Source organism: Lysobacter sp. Root604 (genome assembly GCF_001427505.1).
GTDB lineage: Bacteria > Pseudomonadota > Gammaproteobacteria > Xanthomonadales > Xanthomonadaceae > Lysobacter.
In genome coordinates, this window is the sequence record NZ_LMGS01000009.1 from 888,988 (window position 1) to 907,698 (window position 18,711).

16 protein-coding genes are annotated in these 18,711 nt (G+C 70.5%); 6 read left to right on the forward strand and 10 right to left on the reverse strand.

Features of this window, described 5'->3' with window-relative positions; genetic code table 11:
• Positions 1–7: 7 nt before the first annotated feature.
• The gene (locus ASD69_RS12165; RefSeq protein ID WP_056178176.1) at positions 8–577 is read left to right on the forward strand and encodes a hypothetical protein; all 570 of its coding nucleotides are present in this window, start codon (positions 8–10) and stop codon (positions 575–577) included.
• A gap of 243 nt (positions 578–820) precedes the next feature.
• On the opposite strand, the gene ASD69_RS12170 is transcribed toward ASD69_RS12165, so the two are convergent.
• From ASD69_RS12170 to ASD69_RS12185, 4 genes are all read right to left on the reverse strand, one after another.
• Positions 821–4,006 (reverse strand): CusA/CzcA family heavy metal efflux RND transporter, encoded by a 3,186-nt coding sequence (locus ASD69_RS12170; protein ID WP_056178178.1) that lies wholly within the window; start codon positions 4,004–4,006, stop codon positions 821–823.
• A gap of 97 nt (positions 4,007–4,103) precedes the next feature.
• Positions 4,104–5,324: an efflux RND transporter periplasmic adaptor subunit gene (locus tag ASD69_RS12175; protein WP_056179881.1), complete on the reverse strand. Its 1,221-nt coding sequence runs from the start codon at positions 5,322–5,324 to the stop codon at positions 4,104–4,106.
• A gap of 35 nt (positions 5,325–5,359) precedes the next feature.
• Positions 5,360–6,685, reverse strand: coding sequence for a TolC family protein (locus tag ASD69_RS12180; protein ID WP_056178181.1), 1,326 nt, complete (start codon positions 6,683–6,685; stop codon positions 5,360–5,362).
• Positions 6,686–6,741: 56 nt separating this feature from the next.
• Positions 6,742–7,110, reverse strand: coding sequence for a hypothetical protein (locus tag ASD69_RS12185; RefSeq protein ID WP_056178184.1), 369 nt, complete (start codon positions 7,108–7,110; stop codon positions 6,742–6,744).
• 120 nt (positions 7,111–7,230) lie between these two features.
• Here ASD69_RS12185 and ASD69_RS12190 point away from each other — a divergent pair, with 120 nt between their 5' ends.
• The 5 genes from ASD69_RS12190 to hemC all read left to right on the forward strand — a co-directional run bounded on the left by ASD69_RS12190 (position 7,231) and on the right by hemC (position 12,078).
• The gene (locus tag ASD69_RS12190; RefSeq protein WP_056178186.1) at positions 7,231–8,187 is read left to right on the forward strand and encodes an energy transducer TonB; all 957 of its coding nucleotides are present in this window, start codon (positions 7,231–7,233) and stop codon (positions 8,185–8,187) included.
• 58 nt (positions 8,188–8,245) lie between these two features.
• Positions 8,246–8,932, forward strand: a complete 687-nt coding sequence (locus ASD69_RS12195) for a carboxylesterase (RefSeq protein WP_157499172.1) — start codon at positions 8,246–8,248, stop codon at positions 8,930–8,932.
• A gap of 2 nt (positions 8,933–8,934) precedes the next feature.
• Positions 8,935–9,996: a histidine kinase gene (locus ASD69_RS12200; RefSeq protein WP_056178189.1), complete on the forward strand. Its 1,062-nt coding sequence runs from the start codon at positions 8,935–8,937 to the stop codon at positions 9,994–9,996.
• An 8-nt stretch (positions 9,997–10,004) separates the two neighbouring features.
• Complete coding sequence (locus ASD69_RS12205; protein ID WP_056178191.1) at positions 10,005–10,733, forward strand: LytTR family DNA-binding domain-containing protein; 729 nt, start codon at positions 10,005–10,007, stop codon at positions 10,731–10,733.
• 424 nt (positions 10,734–11,157) lie between these two features.
• The gene (gene hemC, locus ASD69_RS12210; protein WP_056178193.1) at positions 11,158–12,078 is read left to right on the forward strand and encodes a hydroxymethylbilane synthase; all 921 of its coding nucleotides are present in this window, start codon (positions 11,158–11,160) and stop codon (positions 12,076–12,078) included.
• Between the two features lie 73 nt (positions 12,079–12,151).
• On the opposite strand, the gene ASD69_RS12215 is transcribed toward hemC, so the two are convergent.
• The 6 genes from ASD69_RS12215 to ASD69_RS12240 all read right to left on the reverse strand — a co-directional run bounded on the left by ASD69_RS12215 (position 12,152) and on the right by ASD69_RS12240 (position 18,704).
• Positions 12,152–12,844, reverse strand: a complete 693-nt coding sequence (locus ASD69_RS12215) for a DUF481 domain-containing protein (protein WP_056178195.1) — start codon at positions 12,842–12,844, stop codon at positions 12,152–12,154.
• Between the two features lie 91 nt (positions 12,845–12,935).
• On the reverse strand, positions 12,936–13,934 hold the full coding sequence (locus ASD69_RS12220; RefSeq protein WP_056178197.1) for a DmsC/YnfH family molybdoenzyme membrane anchor subunit: 999 nt from the start codon (positions 13,932–13,934) through the stop codon (positions 12,936–12,938).
• 100 nt (positions 13,935–14,034) lie between these two features.
• On the reverse strand, positions 14,035–14,823 hold the full coding sequence (locus ASD69_RS12225; RefSeq protein ID WP_056178199.1) for a 4Fe-4S dicluster domain-containing protein: 789 nt from the start codon (positions 14,821–14,823) through the stop codon (positions 14,035–14,037).
• Entirely contained in the window at positions 14,820–15,038 is a 219-nt protein-coding gene (locus tag ASD69_RS12230; protein ID WP_157489366.1) for a hypothetical protein, read from the reverse strand. Before ASD69_RS12230 ends, ASD69_RS12225 begins: the two co-directional genes overlap by 4 nt.
• Positions 15,035–18,043: a molybdopterin oxidoreductase family protein gene (locus ASD69_RS12235; RefSeq protein WP_056178203.1), complete on the reverse strand. Its 3,009-nt coding sequence runs from the start codon at positions 18,041–18,043 to the stop codon at positions 15,035–15,037. Before ASD69_RS12235 ends, ASD69_RS12230 begins: the two co-directional genes overlap by 4 nt.
• A gap of 43 nt (positions 18,044–18,086) precedes the next feature.
• A complete protein-coding gene (locus tag ASD69_RS12240; protein WP_056178204.1) occupies positions 18,087–18,704 on the reverse strand; it encodes a hypothetical protein in 618 nt (205 codons plus the stop codon).
• Positions 18,705–18,711: the final 7 nt, after the last annotated feature.

The window sequence follows — 18,711 nt, forward strand, 5'->3', positions numbered from 1 at the left end:
CGACGACATGCGCATCCTGCTGATCTGCGGTGTGGTCCTCGCGCTCGCCGCCTGCGGTCCGCGCCCCAGCCCCGAGCAACGCGAAAAAGCGTTGGTCGCGTTCGCCACCGTGCAGAAGGTGTTCCAGCATCCGCGTTGCCAGAACTGCCACATCCCCGGCGATCAGCCGCTGCAGTTCGACAACGGCCAACCGCACGCGATGGGCGTGGTGCGCGGCCCAGAGGGCAAGGGCGCGGTCGGCCTGCCCTGCGCGACCTGTCACGGCGAGAAGAACCTGCCCGCCAGCTACGGCCCCAACGCGCCGCCGGGCGCGCCGCATTGGCAGCTGCCGCCGCCGGATCGCAAGATGGCCTGGATCGGTTTGCCGCCCAAGCAGCTGTGCGAAATGATCCAGGACCAGAAGCGCAACGGCGGCCGCGACTTCGCCGCCCTGCTCAAGCACGTCAGCGAGGACAAGCTGGTGCTATGGGGCTGGGAGCCCGGCGGCAACCGCCTGCCGGTGCCGGTGCCGCACGACGAGTTCGTGGCTCAGTTCAAACTCTGGGCCGATGCCGGCGGTCCGTGTCCGGCGGCGTAGCCACTCGGTTGCCGGAACCGCTTTGCTTCCTGTGGGAGCGGCGTAAGCCGCGATCGCGGCCGCATCGTCGCTTCATTGCCATCGCGGCTTACGCCGCTCCCACAGGGTAGTACCTGGCAAGAGGGGCTCGTACGCCTCTGAGTTCGCTGCAACCCGGCACCCGCAGGTGCCGCCTGCCGCCGAACGTTTCCAGCATCGTCCCGCGAATCGAGGCCCGCGCTTCGCGGCGCGGGCCTCGTCGTATCAGGTCGCGGGCATCGCCTTAGGAGCGTCCTCGCCCTCCCGATGCAACCACCGATACAACACCGGCAACACCAGCAAGGTCAGCAGCGTCGAAGACACGATGCCGCCGATCACCACCGTCGCCAGCGGCCGCTGCACTTCCGAACCGGCGCCGACGTTGAAGGCCATCGGCAGAAAGCCCAGCGAGGCCACCAGCGCCGTCATCAACACCGGACGCAAGCGTCCCAAGGCGCCGTCGACGATGGCGTCGTCGAGGCGGTCGCCCTGCTCGCGCAGCTTGCGGATGAAGGCGATCATCACCAGGCCGTTGAGCACCGCCACGCCCGATAGCGCGATGAAGCCCACGCCGGCCGAGATCGACAGCGGTATCCCGCGCAGCGCCAGCGCGATCACGCCGCCGGTCAGCGCCAACGGCACGCCGCTGAACACGATGGCTGCGTCCTTGGCCGAACCGAAGGCCCAGAACAGCAGGGCGAAAATGATCGCCAGCGTCACCGGCACCACGATCGCCAGGCGCTGGCTGGCCGATATCAACTGCTCGAAGGTACCGCCGTAGTCGATCCAGTAGCCGGTCGGCAGCTCGACCTGGGTCGCCACGCGTTGGCGCAGGTCGCCGACGAAGCCGCCCAGGTCGCGGCCGCGCACGTTGGCGGTGATCACCACGCGGCGCTTGCCGTTTTCGCGATTGATCTGGTTCGGCCCCAGGGTGGTCTCGATCTTCGCCACCTCGCGCAGCGGCACCGTCTGCGGCGCGCCGGACATCCACGCGGCGGCGCGGCTGGACTCGTCGACGTTGTCGTTGCCGGCCAACGGGATGGGCAGGTCCTGCAGAGCCGCCGGATCCTGGCGCAGACGCTCGGGCAGGCGAACCACGATGTCGAAGCGACGATCGCCTTCGAACAGCTGGCCGGCCACTTCGCCGCCCACCGCCGTCGCCACCGTGTCCTGCACCGCGCCGGGATTGAGGCCGTAACGCACCAGCGCCTGCCGGTCCGGCACGATCGTCAGCAAGGGCAAGCCGGTCGCCTGTTCCAGCTTGACGTCGGCGGCGCCGGGTACCGCTTTGGCCACCTCCTCGATGCGCCGGCCGACTTCGACCAAGCGATCCAGGTCGTCGCCATAGAGTTTGATCGCCACGTCGGCGCGCACGCCCGAGATCAGCTCGTTCATGCGCATCTGGATCGGCTGGGTGAACTCGTAGTTGTTGCCCGGCAATTGCTTGACCGCCGCTTCGATCTCGGCGACCAGCTGCGCCTTGGATTTGCGCGGGTTCGGCCATTGCTCGCGCGGCTTGAGCATCAGGAAGGTGTCGGCGACCGAGGGCGGCATCGGATCGGTCGCGACCTCGGCGGTGCCGAGTTTTCCGAACACGCGCTCCACCTCCGGAAACTGCTTGATGCGCGCTTCCAGGGTGGCCTGCATCTTGATCGCCTGTTCCAGGCTGGTGCCCGGAATGCGCATCGCATGCATGGCGATATCGCCCTCGTCCAGGCTGGGAATGAACTCCGAGCCCAACCGCGTCGCCAGCAGGCCGCACAAGGCGATGCCGGCCAGCGCGCCGCCGATCACCCAGGCGCGGCGACGCAAGGCCCAGGCCAGTGCGGGTTCGTAGGCCTGGCGCGACCAGCGCATCAGCCGGGTTTCCTTTTCCTCGACGCGGCCGCGCAGGAACAGGGCGATGGACGCCGGCACGAAGGTCAGGCACAGCAGCATCGCGCCGGTCAGCGCCAGCACCACGGTGATGGCCATCGGGTGGAACATTTTCCCCTCGACGCCGGTGAGAGCGAAGATCGGCAGATACACCGCGGTGATGATGCCCAGGCCGAACAGGCTGGGTCGGATCACCTCGGCGGTCGCCGACGCGGTCGTATCCAGCCGTTCCTCGTCGCTGAGCGGGCGTTGCAGCGCATGCTGCAGTTCGCCGAAGCGGCGCAGGCAGTTCTCGATGATGATGACCGCGCCATCCACGATCAGGCCGAAGTCGAGCGCGCCCAGGCTCATCAGATTGCCCGACACGCCGCCGCGGACCATGCCGGTCATCGTGAACAGCATCGCCAAGGGGATGACCGCGGCGGTGATCAAGGCCGCGCGGAAATTGCCCAGCAACAGGAACAACACCACGATCACCAGCAAGGCGCCTTCGATCAAGTTCTTGGCCACCGTCTTGATGGTGCGATCGACCAGCGCGGTGCGGTCGTACACCGGCGCGGCCGACACACCGGCCGGCAGGCTTTTGTTGGCCACGGCCAGTTTTTCGGCGGCGGCCTGGGCCACTTCGCGGCTGTTGGCGCCGATCAGCATGAACGCCGTGCCCAGCACCACCTCGCGGCCGTTCTGGGTCGCCGCGCCGTTGCGCAGCTCCGGGCCTTCGCCGACCTCGGCCACGTCTCGCACGCGGATCGGCACGCCGTCGCGACGGTCCAGCACGATGTCGCGGATCGCATCGAGATCGGCGACCTGGCCCGGCGCGCGCACCAGGAACTGTTGGCCGTTGCGTTCGATGTAGCCGGCGCCGACGTTCTGATTGTTGGCCGCGACGGCCGCGACCACGTCGTGCAGGGTGAATCCCAGCGCCACCAGCCGCGCCGGGTCGGGCGTGATGTGGATCTGGCGGGCGTAGCCGCCGATGGTGTTGACCTCGGTCACGCCGGGCGTATTGCGCAACTGCGGCCGCACCACCCAGTCCTGCAAGGTGCGCAGGTCGGTCGCGGTCCAGGGCGTGCCGTCCTTCTTGCGCGCATCGGGCTTGGCATCGACCGTGTACATGAAGATCTCGCCCATGCCGGTGGCGACGGGGCCCATCTGCGGCTCCAGTTCGGCCGGCAGCTGCGATTTCACCTGCTGGATGCGCTCGGCGACCTGTTGGCGGGCGAAGAACAGGTCGGTGCCGTCCTTGAACACCACCGTGACCTGCGACAGGCCGTAGCGGGAAATCGAGCGCGTGTAGTCCAGGCCCGGCAGTCCGGCCAGCGTGGTTTCGATGGGGAAGGTCACCCGCTGTTCGGATTCCAGCGGCGAGTAACCGGGCGTCTCGGTGTTGATCTGCACCTGGACGTTGGTGATGTCGGGCGTGGCGTCGATCGGCAGCTTGGTGAAGCTCCAGACGCCCACGCCGATCAGCGCCGACGTCAGCGCGATCATCAGCCATCGGTGCGCGATGGCGAAGCGAATGATTTTCTCGAGCATGAATGTTTCCTCGGTATTCGGGTGGGCCGCGCATCGCGAACGACGCGGCGGCGTGCGCCGGACCGCTGGCCGACAGGCCTGGCGGACCGTTGCGCCCTCAGTGGTCGTGGGAAGCGCCGGACTTCTCGATGTCCGCCTTCACCACGTAGCTCTGCTCGACCACCACCTGATCGCCGGCTTTCAGCCCTGAAAGCACCTCCACCCGTTGCGCGTCGCGCTTGCCCAGTTCGACCGGCCGCACTTCGTAGACGTCGCCGTGGCGGATGAACACCGCATCCCAATCGCGGAAGGTCTGCAGCGCCGCCAGCGGCACCACCAACTGGGCCGGCTGGCGCTCCACCGTGATGCGCGCCTTGACCGCCGAACCCGGCCGCCACAGGCCGTCGGCGTTGGCGATGGTCGCGCGCGCCACGGTGCTCTGGCTGGCGGTGGCGGTGCCGGGCAGCACGCGTTCCAGCGTGGTGTCGGCGGTGACGCCGTCGCTCATGCGGGTCACGGTGACCGGCACGCCGGCCTGGATGTGTTGGGCATCGGCGCCGAACACGTGCAGGTCGACCCACAGCGAAGACAGGTCGGCGACTTCGAACAGCGCCGCGCCTTCGCCGGCCACCGAGCCGACCGCGGCGTTGCGCGCGAGCACCACGCCGGCGATCGGCGAGGCGACGGTGTAGGTGGTCAGGCTCAGGTTGCTTTCGATGCTGGCCAGCGGCTGGCCGGCGCGCACCTGGTCGCCGACGTTCGCGTTCAAGCGCCGCACCGGACCGGGGAAGCGCGCCGCCACCTTGGCGACCCGCCCCTCGACCGGAGTGAGCAAGCCTTGGACTTCGTGCTCGTCGGCGATTACGCCGGCCGCGGCCGGCGCGACGCGGATGCCGGCGTCGTGCGCGACCTTGGCCGCGATCTGGGTCCGCCCCTCGTAACTGGGATAGGCCCAACGCAAGGCCGTGCCGGCGATGCGGGCCGTCACTTCGACGTCGAACGAATGCGGTTCGCCGACGACGCTGGCGGCCATCAGGCTGCCGTCCGCCTGGGGCTTCAAGACATGGGTCTCGGCGACGCCGCCCAGACGCTTGAGCCGGACCTCGACGCTGCCGGCGGACGCCGGCAGCGGTTTGCCGTCGCGGTACAGCCAGGCCTGGTACTTCGGCGGCGTGCCGTCCTCGGCGATCGCCAACTCCACGGCATAGCCGTTGCTTTCCAGCACGCGGCCGCCGTGCTCGCCCTTGCGCGGCGCTTCGGCCTCGGCATGCGCGTCGCCTTCGTCGTGGGCGTGCTCGGCCGGCGCGGACGGATCGCCGCCGCAGGCGGCCAGCAGCAGGGTCAAGGCCAGTGCGGCGCTGAAGTGAGAGATCTTCACGGGGCGGTTCCTTGTGCGGTGGAGGCGGCCGGAGCGGCGACGAAGGCCTCGCCGGTGAGCCTCTGGATTTCGATCAGGGCGCGCTGCGCTTCGAGCGCGGCCTCCAATTGCTGCTTGCGCCCATTGGTGCGCTCGGACTGCAGCTGCGCCCATTCGAGGTAGCTGATGGCGCCCGCGCGGTAAGCGCGTTCGGCCGCGGCTTCGGCGCGCGCGAGCTTGGGCAGCACGTCGTCGTTGAGGCGTCGCACCTCGAGCGCGGCGACCTGGTAGCGGCCGTGCGCATCGGCCAGGGTCGAATACAGCGACATGCCCTGGGCTTCGCGTTCGATCCCCAGCATCGCCAGCTCGGCTTCGGCGGCGCGGATATCGGGAGCGGCGCGACGCGACGCGCCCAGGGGCAGGGCCACGCTGCCCAGCAGTGCCTGGTCGCCGGTCTCCTGCAGGCGGCGCAGGCCGAACTGCCATTCCAGATCCGGCGTCGCCTGGGTGCGCGCGAGCTGCAGCCGCGCCTCGCGGATGCGGCCCTCGTCGGCGAAGCGCGCGATCTCCGGGCTGCGCTGCAGCAGCTCGGCGAGCGCGTCGAAGTCCTGGATCGCCGGCAACGTCAGAGGATCGCCGGCGGCGGCGGCGAAGCCCGGATCGCGCTCGCCCCACAGCGCCGCCAGATGCCGGCGCGCGGCGAGCCGACGCTGCGAGGCGCGTTCGCGCTCGAGTTCGGCGCGCGCCAGCGCCGCCTGCGCGGTCAGCACCACCGATTCCGGCGAGGCGCCGGCCTGCAGGCGCTGGCGCGCCGCGGCGACGGTCCGTTGGCGCTGGCCGATGTCGAGTTCGGCGATCGCGTGTTGGCGCTGCGCGGCGACGATATTCAGGTAGCGGCGCGCCGCTTCGGCCAACAGATCCAGGCGCCGGCTTTCGCGTTCGACCGCGAGCGCGTCGATGCGGCTTTGCGCGAGCGTGCGTCGCGCGTCGAGCTTGCCGCCGCGTTCGAACACCGAGGCCAGGGTCAGCGACAGCTCGGCGCCGCGCAGGCCGCTGAACTCGCCGCTGCCGAACGCGTTCTCCAGCGTCGCGCCGGCGGTCAGCGCCGGGCGTTGGCCGGCGCGGTCGAGTTCGGCCGCGAGCGCGTCGCGGCGGCCGCCGAACAGGCGCAGGTCGGGGTGGGTGGCGTCGATGCGCGCGAGCGCATCGTCGAGGGTGAACGCCGCCGCGCGAGCGGGTGCGGCGGCAGGTGCGGCGACTGAAGCAGGGGGCGACGATTGCGCTTGTGCCGGAAAGCACAGCGCAGCCGCCAGGACGGCCGAAGCCGCTGGACGCAACCACATGGGGACGTACTCCGAATCGGGACAGGAAGGTGCGGCCGGCACAGCCGGCGTAAACCTCAGCCCGCGATCGGGGGACGGAACGGTACCGGCTGCGGTGCCGGTACGAAGGCGAACGCGCGCGGCGGCATCGGCGCGCGCGCGTCGGGCGCGAGCATGCGCAATTCGTAGCGCGGCAGCATCGCGGCCTGTTGGCCGCAGCAGTGGCTCAGGTGCCAGCGGTTGTCGTTGTCGTCGCCGGCGCCGGGCTTGCCCGGCGGATGGTCGTGGCCGTGCTCGCCCAGGTTGGATTCGCTCTGGGCGTCGAGCGCCGCGATCTCGCGCGCTTCCTCGGCGAAGGCCAGCGCCGGCCGGACCACGGCCATCGTCATGAGCAGGCCGAAGACCAGGCAGCGCAGGATCGAGGACAGGGGCGGCAGGCCGTACATGAGCGCTAGGGTACGGGCCCGGTGCGGCGATACACAATTGCGCCGACCCGGCACAGTGGGTGCCGCACGGCCGTCACATGCGCTGGCCAGACTGCGCGCCTCGTCTACAGGGGGCGTGCCATGAAGTGGGTTCGGAGCTGTGCGGTCGTCGCCGCGCTGGCGTGCCTGGCCGCGTGCGGCGGCGAACGGCCGCCGCAGAGCCTGCAGGCCTCCTCGTCGCTGGAGGTGGCGCCGGCGCGCCCGGCCCTGGCCAGCCTGGACGCGCAGCGTTTGCGCACGCTGGCCGCGCAGGCCCTGCGCAGCCAGCGCATGTACGCGCCGGCCGGCGACAACGCGGTCGAGTACTACCTGGCCTTGCGCGACAAACAGCCCGGCGAGGCCGCCGTCGCCAGCGCCTTGCAGGAGCTGCAGCCCTACGTGCTGATCGCCGGCGAGCAAGCCCTGGCCGGCGGCGAGCTGAACGAAGCGCAACGCATGCTGGATCTGCTGGCGCGGGTGGACGCGCAGGCGCCCGCGCTGCCGCGCCTGCGCGAGAGCCTGCTGGCGGCGCGCGCCGCGCAAGTCGAACAGATCCAGCGCATGGACGCGCAGCAGGCCGAGCAACTGCGGTTGGCGCAACAGCGCGCGCTCGTATCGGCGAACCCGGTCAAACCGCCGCCGTCCGCGTCCGCGTCCGTATCCACGCCTGCACCCGCGCCCGTTGCGCCGCCGCCCGTGGCGACGCCGAGCGCGGCCGCAGCGCAGATCGCCGCCGCCGAACCGATCGCGATCGCGCCGCTGGCGCCGCCCGCTGCGCGCAATGCAGCGCCCGCCACACGCCCGTTGCCGCGCCTGATCAGCGATTCCGCGCCGCGCTATCCGCTCAGCGCGCTCAATCGACGCATCGAGGGCAGCGTGCAGATCGCCTTCGTGATCCAGCCCGACGGCAGCGTGACCGCGGTGCGCCTGTTGTCGTCGACGCCGCCGGGCGTGTTCGACGAAGCCGCGTTGGCCGCGGTCTCGCGCTGGCGCTTCGAGGCCGGCGGCGAGCGCGTACCGACCAGCCGCACCCTGAGCTTCCGCCTGCCCAAGGGCTGAGCCGGCGCCGTGACGCCGGTGCTGGCGGCTCGCCGGGGCGGCAGCGCACAATGCGGCGATGACTACCGCCACCGCCCCCCTGCTGGACACCGTCGAACACGAAACCGGCCCGGCGCCGGCCTGGACCGTGCTGTGGTTGCACGGGCTGGGCGCCGACGGCAACGATTTCGCACCCATCGTGCCCGAGCTGCTGCGCCCCGACTGGCCGGCGCTGCGCTTCGTGTTCCCGCACGCGCCGGTGCGCGCGGTCACCATCAACAACGGCGTGCGCATGCGCGCCTGGTACGACATCCGCGATTTCAGCGATCTCAACCACCGCGCCGACGAAACCGGCGTCGACGAATCGGTGGCCCAGATCGAGGCCCTGATCGCGCGCGAGGCCGAGCGCGGCGTGCCGGCCTCGCGGGTGCTGCTGGCCGGCTTCTCGCAAGGCGGCGCGGTGGCCCTGGCCGCGGGCCTGCGCCGCGTGCAGCCGCTGGCCGGTCTGATCGCGCTGTCGACCTATCTGCCGATGCCCGATCGCCTGGCGCGCGAGGCCCAGGATGCGGCGCGTTCGCAGCCGCTGTTCATGGCCCACGGCAGCTACGACCCGGTGGTGCCCTTCGCCGCCGGCGAAGTCAGCGCCGCGCGCCTGCGCGCGCTCGGCCTGAGCCCGGACTGGCACGCCTATCCGATGGCACACCAGGTCTGCCTGGAGGAAATCCGCGACCTCGGCGACTGGATGTCGCGGCGCTTCGCGGCCTGAACATGAGCGCCTCCGGCAGCGAGCGCGAACCCTGGCTGCCGGACCTGTGCCGCCTGCCGCGGCTGGTGGTGATGCTGAGCATGGCCGAGCTGATCGTGGTCGTGCTGGCGCTGGCGCCCGACGGCGGCGCGCCCTGGGATTGGCAGCGCTTCGTCTCCGGCAGCACCTTCGCCCTGTGGCTGGCGCTGACCGTGTCGGTGCTGCTGTGCGTGTCGCGCGAACGCCTGCTGCGTCTGCCGGCCAGCCTGGGCGGCGTGATCGCGACCGCGGCGGCGGCGCTGCTGGGCGCCACCTTCGCCGCGATCACCCATTCGATCGACCACGCCGTCGGCGCCAGCCTGGTGCCGCCCGGGGTGACGCTGGCGCGTTTCAGCCTGGGCACCGCGGCGGTGACCATGCTCGCGGTCGGCGTGGTGCTGCGCTATCTCTACGTCAACGACGGTTGGAAGGCGCAGGTGCGCGCCAGCGCGCGCGCCGAGGTCGACGCGCTGCAGGCGCGGATCAAGCCGCACTTCCTCTTCAACAGCATGAACACCATCGCCGGCCTGGTGCGCAGCGACCCGGTGGTGGCCGAGCGCGCGGTGCTCGACCTGTCGGACCTGTTCCGCGCCGCGCTCGGCGCCGGCGAGTCCGACTCCAGCCTGGCCGAGGAGGTCGAGCTGGCCGAGCGCTACCTGGCGATCGAACAACTGCGCCTGGGCGACCGGCTGCGGGTGGAGTGGCGCAAGCACGAGCCGCTGCCCTGGACCCTGCCGATGCCGCGCCTGGTGCTGCAGCCGCTGGTCGAGAACGCGGTCCTGCACGGCATCTCGCGCCTGTCCGGCGGCGGCACCCTGGAAATCGAGCTGGCCGTCAGCGGGCCGATGCTGGCCCTGCGGGTGCGCAATCCGGCCCCGGCGCCGGCCGAAGGCCCCGGCAACGGCACCCGCCACGCCCAGCGCAGCATCGGCCAGCGCCTGCGCTACGCCTATGGCCCGCAGGCACGGATGACCGCGGGCTGGGCCGAGGACTACTATCTGTGCGAACTGCACGTGCCGACTGGGGTGGAGGCGCTGTACCGATGAAGGGCGCAATGAGGATAGTCATTGCCGACGACGAGCCGCTGGCGCGCGAGCGCCTGCGCGCGCTGCTGGCCGAGCAGCACGGCGTCGAGGTCGTGGCCGAAGCGGCCGACGGCCAGCACGCCTTGCACGCCTGCGCCGAACATCAGCCGGACCTGGTGCTGCTGGACATCGCCATGCCCGGCATCGACGGCCTGGAGGCGGCGCGCCATTTGGCCGCGTTCGAGCCGCGCCCGGCGGTGGTGTTCTGCACCGCCTACGACGCGCACGCGCTGTCGGCCTTCGAGGCCGAGGCGATCGACTACCTGGTCAAGCCGGTGCGCGCCGAACGCCTGAGCGCCGCGCTGGAGCGCGTGCGCACCTTCGCCGCCGGCCGCGAGCGCGGCGGCGAGGTCGCGCCGGGCCAGCGCCGCACCCACCTGTGCGCACGCCTGCGCGGCAGCCTGCGCCTGATCCCGATCGAGGACGTGCACTACCTGCATGCCGAAGAGAAGTACGTGATCGTCCACCACGCGCGCGGCGAGGACCTGATCGAGGAATCGCTGAAGTCGCTGGAAGACGAGTTCGGCGAGCGCTTCGTGCGCATCCACCGCAACTGCCTGGTCGCCCGCCACGAGATCGTCGAACTCAAACGCTGCCCCGACGGCCACGTCCAGGCGGTGCTGCGCCACGGCAAGCAGCCGCTGGAAGTCAGCCGGCGCTGCGTGTCGGCGCTGCGGGAGACGTTGAAGCATCTGTAAGGGGCGGCGCCGCTCCGGCGAGGGTCGCGGGAATTCGCGACTCAAACGCCGTCCGTGACTGCAGGCGCCGCCCTTATCTTCGGAAGCTGTAGCTCAGGAGCCGCCCGTGGCTCCGGCAGGCGTTCGTGGTGAGCCCGTCGAGCCATGAGCGGCGGGTCTGCGTTGCTGCAAAGCAAATCCCCCTCAATCCCCCTTTTTCAAAGGGGGAGGTCAAGCAGGGCTGCTTCGAGTGCTGTTCGTGGTGAGCCCGGAGAACCATGAGCGGCGGGCCTGCGCCGTTGCAAAGCAAATCCCCCTCAATCCCCCTTTTTTCAAAGGGGGAGGCGCATACGTTGGTGGTGGATGGCGCCGCCTTCTCCCCGCTTTTGCGGTTCCCCCCTTTGAAAAAGGGGGGCTAGGGGGGATTTGCTTCTAAAATTCCCCCATGACCCGTCTCCGCATCGCCACCCGTAAAAGCCCGCTCGCCCTGTGGCAGACCGAGCACGTCGCCGCCCGCCTGCGCGCCGCCCACCCCGGACTGGAGGTGGTGCTGGTGCCGATGAGTACCCGCGGCGACGAGGTGCTGGACCGCTCGCTGGCCGCGATCGGCGGCAAGGGCCTGTTCCTGAAGGAGCTGGAAGTGGCGATGCAACGGGGCGAAGCCGATTGCGCCGTGCATTCGCTCAAGGACGTGCCGATGGAACTGGAGCCGGGTTTCGCCCTGCCCGCGATCCTGGAGCGCGCCGACTACGCCGACGCCTTCGTCAGCCCGCATTACCCGCATATCGGCGCCCTGCCGCAGGGCGCGCGCGTGGGCACGTCCTCGCTGCGCCGCCAGACCCAGCTGCGCGCGCTGCGCCCGGATCTGCAACTGCTGGACCTGCGCGGCAACGTCAACACCCGCCTGGCCAAGCTGGACGCCGGCGAGTACGACGCGATCGTGCTCGCGGTCGCCGGCCTGGAACGCCTGGGCTTGGGCGCGCGCGTGCGCGAACGCCTGCAGGCGCCGCAGTGGCTGCCGGCGCCGGCGCAGGGCGCGATCGCGATCGAATGCCACAGCGACCATCTGGCCACGCGCGCCTTGTGCGCCGCGCTGGATCACGCCGACACCCGCACCTGCGTCGAGGCCGAGCGTGCCATGAACCGCGCCCTGCACGGCAGCTGCCACGTGCCGGTGGCGGCGCACGCGCGCCTGGACGGCGAGCACCTGCGCCTGGACGGCCTGGTCGGCGCCGCCGACGGCCGGCAGGTGCGCGCTCACGGCGAAGGCCGCGGCGACGCCCCCGAATGCCTGGGTCTGGAAGTCGCGCAAGCCCTGCTCGCGCAAGGCGCCGGCGATTTCATAAAAGCGGTGATTCGGGATTAGGGATTCGGGATTCGTAGAGCGGGTGGATTGGGCTTATTACCGAATCTCCAATCTCCAATGCCGAATCCCGGCCTCAAAACCGCCGCCGCAGCTCGATCGAACTCTCCGCCGATTCGCTGCCGCCGCCGCCGTTGGAATCGTGGCGTATCGCGAAATCGGTCTCGAGCGTCCAATCCGGCCACAACGCCACGTCCAGCCGCACCGACTGCTTGACGAAGGTGTCGCCGCGTCCGCTCTCGACGAACACGCGCTGGGTCCAACGCGCGCGATCGCCGATCTTCTGCCCGAAGTTGAGTTCGCCGCGCATCACCGCGCCCGGGCGGTTGATGCCGTCGTCGTACAGCGGCGCCAGCCGATAGCCGGCGCCGAACTGCAGGCCGAGCTGGGTCGGACCGTCGCGCAGCACCTGCAGGCCATACCGGGTGCCGATGCGGAAATCGTTGGAATAAGCGCCGCGGCTTTCGCGCGCGGCGGCCGGTGCGCTCAGGCCGATGTAGCGCTGCGAACCCGGCAGGCGCAGCGGTCGGCGCGATGGGGTCGCGGGCGCGGCGAGATCGCGCGCCTGCGACGGCGGTGGCGCCAACGCCAGCCGCCATTCCTCGTCGCCGCAGCGTGTCGAAAAGCAGTACAGCCGCATCTGCGCCGGATCGCTAGCGAGCGCCATCAGCGTGGGGTCGCCGGAGACCGGCAGGGTCGGCAATGTGAGGAGGGGGCCGCCCAACAGGGCGAGCCCGAACAAGCCGGACATCGTCGTGAACAGGGCCAAATAGGTGCCAAGATGATGCCATGGAAACGATTACAGTCCCAAGACCCCGGCTGAACCGCTGTCGCGACCGCGTCAGAACGCGGTCGCAGCCTCAGTAATACAGCGTGACCAGGTGCCGGGCCTGGGCGAAGAACAGCCAGCGTTCGACCAGCGCGCCCAGCAGCGCGGCGGCCGCCGCCAGCGGGAACGCGAGCCAGGCCGCGCCCGGCCACAGCCATACCAGCAGCGCCGCCAGCAGCGGCACGGCCGCGAACGCGAGCACCGCGATCAGGCGCAACTTGCGCGCGTGCTTGCGCGCGAGCACGTAGCCCATTTCGCGGGTCAGATAGTTGTCTTCGGTATGCGGACGCTCGAACACGCTGAGCTCGCGGCCGGGCAGGCCGACCGCATCGGCGCGAGTGACGGTGAGCGGGGTGGTGTCGATCGCGCGCCAGTAGCGCAGCTTCATCGCGGCCGTTGTCAGCGCCAGCACGCCCAGGGCCAGCGCGAGATAGCGCAGGGTCGGCGCGGGCAGGCCGTAGCGAGTGGTGGCGACGGCCAGGCTCGCGAGCAGGGCCCAGCCGGTGAGCAGGGCGAAGCCGAGATAGACCGGCACCACCAGGCGATGGCGCCAGGCCGGAATCGGCGGCAGCGAGGCGTAGATCATCGCCGTGCAGACCACGGTCAGCAGCGCCAGCAGGGCCAGCGCCGCGCCGGCCACACGTCCCCAGCTCGCCAACCGCGCGAGCGCGTCGGCATCGCCGCCCGCGGCGTTCCACACCAGCGCCGCCAGCGCCAGCGCGGGCAGGAAGGTCGCCAGCGACAGCACGCCTTCGCGCGACAGCCATGACGTGCGCCACTGCGAGAACGCGCGCCAGGCGCGCAGCGGCTTGCCCAGGTGGAAGGTGGACGCGAGCAGGCCGATTACGCTGAGCAGCAAACCCAGCGCCAGCGTCAGCAGCGCCAGCGTCGTGATCGAACCGGCGCCGGCTTCGCCATAGGACAGCGCCTGCAGGCGCGAGCTCGCGATCAGGGCGCCCAGCCAGGCGAGCAGCCCATAGCCCGCGCCGGACAAGGTGGTGAACAGGATGACCGAGAAGGCGGGATGCATCAGTGGACCGGCGTTCGGCGGAACGATTGGGTGGGAAGTAAGGCCGGCGACGGGCGCGCGCGACCGTTCGTACCGACGAGCGCGCGGCGGAACATCGGCCTCATCGAGACAACACTCTGTCCAGCCAACGCAGCACCGGCGGCAGCGCGGCGGCGTCGAGTGTTTCCTCGGGCGCTGTCGGCATGGCGGCGGTTTCGCCCGCGCGCCGTGGCCGCGGCGGCAGATACTGGTTGGTCGGCTTGTAGCCCAGTTCCGGCATCAGGTCGACGCCGCCGCGCGCGGCGACCAATTGCGAGACCTTGGAGTCCGGATCGCCGAGGTCGCCGAAGTGGCGCGCGCGGGTCGGGCAGGCCTGCACGCAGGCCGGTTGGCGCTCGGCTTCTTCCAGGTGTTCGTTGTAGATGCGGTCGATGCACAGCGTGCATTTCTTCATCACGCCTTCGACCGGGCTGTACTCGCGCGCGCCGTAGGGGCAGGCCCAGGAGCACAGCTTGCAGCCGATGCACTTGTCCTCGTCGACCAGCACGATGCCGTCCTCGGCGCGCTTGTAGCTGGCGCCGGTCGGGCACACGGTCACGCAGGCCGGGGTTTCGCAGTGCAGGCAGGAGCGCGGGAAGTGCAGGGTCATCGCCGGCTGCGGGGCCACCGCCTCGGCGCCACCACCACAGCCGCCCGATGCCGGCTCCGCCGCCACCTCGTAACTGTGCACGCGGTTGAACCACACGCCGGTGGGGTCCTTGCCGTAGGGCTGCTCGTCGGTCAGCGGGCCGGCGAAGCCGCCCGCGTTCCATTCCTTGCAGCTCACCGCGCAGGCATGGCAGCCCACGCAGGTGTCCAGGTCGATCACCAGACCCATCTTCTTCTTGCCCGGCGGCGGCAGGGCGGTCACCGTTTGCGCCCCGTGCTGATCAGCCACACGCCCAACGCGAACAGCGCGATGCCGAAGCTCACGCTGGGCAGCAGGCCCATCAGCACCGGCGTCAGCGAATCGTGGCCGGCGACGCTGCCGACCGGGTCGAAGATGCCGGCGCCGATCAGGACCACCAGCGCGAAGCTCAGCGCCACGCAGCACCAGCCGACCAGCATGCGGAAGGATCGTTTCATCGGGACGCCTTGTTACGGAATTCCGCGCCGTAGCGCAGCGGTCGGTTGTCGGCCTCGCCAAGTTGCAGCGGCGGGAACTGCGGCGCGCTCTCGCCGACGGGCTCGACGCGTTCGATGCGCACGCGCAGGTCGAACCACGCCGCCTGGCCGGTGACCGGGTCGGCGTTGGCGTAGTCGCCGCGCGGGGTGATGTCGGAAATCAGGTGGTTGAGCAGGAAACCCTTGCGGCCTTCAGGCGCGTCCTTGGCCAGGCGCCAGGCGCCCTTGCGCTTGCCGATCGCGTTCCAGGTCCAGACCGTGTCGGGTTGCACGTTGCCGGCGAACTTCGCCTGCGCCGTGATCCGCCCGTGGTGCGACTCCACCGCGATCCAGTCCTCGTCGGCGATGCCGTGGCGCGCGCCGGTGTCCGGATGCAGGTAGAGATAATTGCGCGCGGTGATCTGACGCAGCCAGGCGTTCTGCGAACCCCAGGCGTGGTACATGAACATCGGTCGCTGGGTGACCGCGCTGAGCGGATAGCGACTGGCCGAATCGGCGACCTGCGCGCCCTCGAAGGGCTCGTACCAGATCGGCAGCGGGTCGAAGTAGGTCGCCACGCGCTCGCGGTGTTGCTCGGGCGGCTGGCGCTCGCCATGGCCCTGCGCGGCCAGACGGAACTTCTGCAAGGTCTCGGAGTAAAGCTGCAGCACGATCGGGTCGGCATGGCCGATGAAGCCCATCTTCTGCGCCCAGTCCAGATAACCGCGGTTGGCCATCTTGAAATAGCGCGCGTGCTCCGGAATCGGGCTGCGCCAGAAACCGCCGTGCTCGATGTAGCGGTCCAGCTGCTGCGGATTCGGCGGACCCTTGGCTTCGAGATCGCCGTGCTCGCCGCGCCAGCCCGCGAGCAGGCCGACGCCAGGCGCGCGCTCGTGGCGCACGATGTAGTCGGCGTAGTCGCGATAGCGCGGGCTGCCGTCCTCGTGCACCAGCCCGGGCAGGCCCAGGCGCGCGCCCAGATCGATCAGCACCGACTGGAAGCCGCGCACGTCGCGGCCCTCGCGCTGTTCCTTGGCATCGACCACCGGATGACGGATCGCGTCGATCGCGCTGTCGGCATCCGAGATCGGGCGATCGAGCATGCTGATCGCGTCGAACCGCTCCAGATAGGTCGTGTCCGGCAACACCAGGTCGGCGTAGGCGACCATTTCCGAGGCGTAGGCGTCGGCGTAGATGATGCGCGGGATGCGGTATTCGCCGCTGTCGTCCTTGTCGGTGAGCCAGCCTATGGTCTCGGAGGTGTTCATCGCCGAGTTCCAGCTCATGTTGGCCATGAACATCATCAGGGTGTCGATCTTGTAGGGATCGCCGGCCCAGGCGTTGCGGATCACGCTGTGCATCATGCCGTGCGCGGACAGCGGGTAGGCCCAGGAGAACGCGTGGTCGATGCGGCGCGGCTGGCCGTGTTCGTCGACCACCAGGTCCTCGGGCGCATGCACGAAACCCAGCGGCGCGGCATCGAGCACGCCGTTGGCCTGGCGCAGCTTGCCGGGCCGGTTCGACGGTGCGATCGGCTTCGGGAACGGCGGCTGGTAGCGGAACGAGCCCGGCGTATCCACCGCGCCCAGCAGCATCTGCAGCAAGTGCAGGGCGCGGCAGGTGTGGAAGCCGTTGCTGTGCGCGCTGATGCCGCGCATGGCGTGCATGCTGACCGGGCGCCCGACCATTTCGCTGTGCTCGCGGCCGTGGGCGTCGGTCCAGGCGATCGGCAGGGTCAGCGGATGATCGAACGCGGCTTCGGCGAGCTCGCGCGCGATGCGGCGGATGGTGTCGGCCGGAATGCCGCAACGTTCGCTGACCGCGTCGGGCGCATATTGCGGGTCGAGATAGCGCTCGGCGATCAGATGGAACACCGGACGCGCGCGGCGGCCGTCGGGCAGGGTGTATTCGCCGACGACGGCGGGCGAGATGCCGATGGCGTCGGCGCGCAGCGCGCGGCCCTCACCCTGTCCCTCTCCCGCAGGCGGGAGAGGGGATCCTTCGGCGGTATGCGTTGCGCCGTGAACAATGCCGGCTTCGGCCGCGCGCGTGGCGGCCGTGTGCGGCGTATCGGCTCCCTCTTCCGCTTGCGGGAGAGGGCCGGGGTGAGGGTCGCGCACCCAGCACAAGGGATGCCCTTCGCCGTCGCGCGCGAACAAACCGTCGTCCGCGCCGCCCGGATTATCGATCACCAGCCAATGCGCATTCGCGTAGCGCACCAGGTAATCCAGATCGATGCGGTCGGCCTTGAGCAGTTCGTGGATCAGCGCGAACGCGAACAGGCCGTCGGTGCCGGGGCGGATCCCGATCCACTCGTCGGCGATCGCGCCGTAGCCGCTGCGCACCGGATTGACCGCGACGATCTTGGCCCCGTGCGCCTTCAACTTGCCCAGGCCCAGCTTGATCGGATTGGAGTCGTGGTCTTCGGCCACGCCCCACAGCATCAGATAGCGCGAATGCTCCCAGTCGGGTTCGCCGAATTCCCAGAACGAACCGCCCAGGGTGTACAAGCCGCCAGCGGCCATGTTGACCGAGCAGAAACCGCCGTGAGCGGCGTAGTTGACCGTGCCGAACTGCTGCGCCCACCAGCCGGTCAGCGCCTGCGACTGGTCGCGGCCGGTGAAGAAAGCCAACTCGTCGGGGTTGCGCTCGCGGATCGGCGCCAACCAGTCGGTCGCGATCCGCAGCGCCTCGTCCCACTCGATTTCCTTGAACTCGCCGCGTCCGCGCTCGCCCACGCGCAACAAGGGCTTGTCCAGCCGTGCCGGCGAGTAGTGCTGCATGATCCCGGCCGAGCCCTTGGCGCAGAGCACGCCCTGGTTGACCGGATGTTCGGGATTGCCCTGGATGTAGCGGATCTTGCCGTCGGCCAGCCACACCTTGATGCCGCAACGGCAGGCGCACATGTAGCAGGTCGTGGTCTTGACCTCGTCGCCAGGCGACGGCGACAGGTTCAGAACTGGCTCTTTGGGAGCGGGCGCGGGCATGCGCGCATTGTGCCTGCGCGCGCCGATTCCGGCGAGCGCGCGCTCAGGGGCGGCAGTAGCGGCGCTCGTAGTCGACCGCGCGCTCCAGGGCGGCGCGATCGCCGCCGACCGCGAGCGCGGCGATGTCCTTGCGGTTGTCCGGGCACGGCGAACTGCGTCCGCCGAACAGGCTGCCGACCTTCTCGATCACCGACGCGGCGCTGATCGGTTCGCGCATCGGCACGCCCAGGGTAGCGCCGGCGCCGGGCAGGCGCGGGCTGCGGCTGGCGAATGCGTCGGCCTGCGGTTCCAGCCCAGGCGGCGGGCGCTCGCGCAGGCGGCCCGCCTGTTGCACGTAGACGGCCGACAGCGGGCGGCCGGCCAAGGGTTCCGGCGTGGCGACCACCGTCGGCGTCGCCGCGGGCGCAGGCCGGGCGCGTGTCGGTCGCGGTGCGGGCGCGACCGTGGGCGCGGCGCGCGCGCCGGACGCAGCACGGGGCCGCGCGCGGGTATCGCGCGGCGGGCTCACGAACACCACCTGCAAGGCCTCGTCCTCGCGCGCGCTCGCGGCGGGCGCATCGAGACGCAGGAAGCGGTTGAGCGCCAGGGCCATCAGCAGATGCGCCGCGATCACGATCGAGCCGATCCAGATCTGCTCGACCCACCACGTCCGTGTCCGCATCGTCGGC

Coding starts and splice junctions, on each gene's coding strand:
- hemC (WP_056178193.1), top strand. CDS start 11,158: ATGACCCGTCTCCGCATCGCCACCCGTAAAAGCCCGCTCGCCCTGTGG.
- ASD69_RS12165 (WP_056178176.1), top strand. CDS start 8: ATGCGCATCCTGCTGATCTGCGGTGTGGTCCTCGCGCTCGCCGCCTGC.
- ASD69_RS12240 (WP_056178204.1), bottom strand. CDS start 18,704: ATGCGGACACGGACGTGGTGGGTCGAGCAGATCTGGATCGGCTCGATC.
- ASD69_RS12220 (WP_056178197.1), bottom strand. CDS start 13,934: ATGCATCCCGCCTTCTCGGTCATCCTGTTCACCACCTTGTCCGGCGCG.
- ASD69_RS12235 (WP_056178203.1), bottom strand. CDS start 18,043: ATGCCCGCGCCCGCTCCCAAAGAGCCAGTTCTGAACCTGTCGCCGTCG.
- ASD69_RS12195 (WP_157499172.1), top strand. CDS start 8,246: ATGACTACCGCCACCGCCCCCCTGCTGGACACCGTCGAACACGAAACC.
- ASD69_RS12170 (WP_056178178.1), bottom strand. CDS start 4,006: ATGCTCGAGAAAATCATTCGCTTCGCCATCGCGCACCGATGGCTGATG.
- ASD69_RS12185 (WP_056178184.1), bottom strand. CDS start 7,110: ATGTACGGCCTGCCGCCCCTGTCCTCGATCCTGCGCTGCCTGGTCTTC.
- ASD69_RS12205 (WP_056178191.1), top strand. CDS start 10,005: ATGAGGATAGTCATTGCCGACGACGAGCCGCTGGCGCGCGAGCGCCTG.
- ASD69_RS12200 (WP_056178189.1), top strand. CDS start 8,935: ATGAGCGCCTCCGGCAGCGAGCGCGAACCCTGGCTGCCGGACCTGTGC.
- ASD69_RS12190 (WP_056178186.1), top strand. CDS start 7,231: ATGAAGTGGGTTCGGAGCTGTGCGGTCGTCGCCGCGCTGGCGTGCCTG.
- ASD69_RS12180 (WP_056178181.1), bottom strand. CDS start 6,685: ATGTGGTTGCGTCCAGCGGCTTCGGCCGTCCTGGCGGCTGCGCTGTGC.
- ASD69_RS12230 (WP_157489366.1), bottom strand. CDS start 15,038: ATGAAACGATCCTTCCGCATGCTGGTCGGCTGGTGCTGCGTGGCGCTG.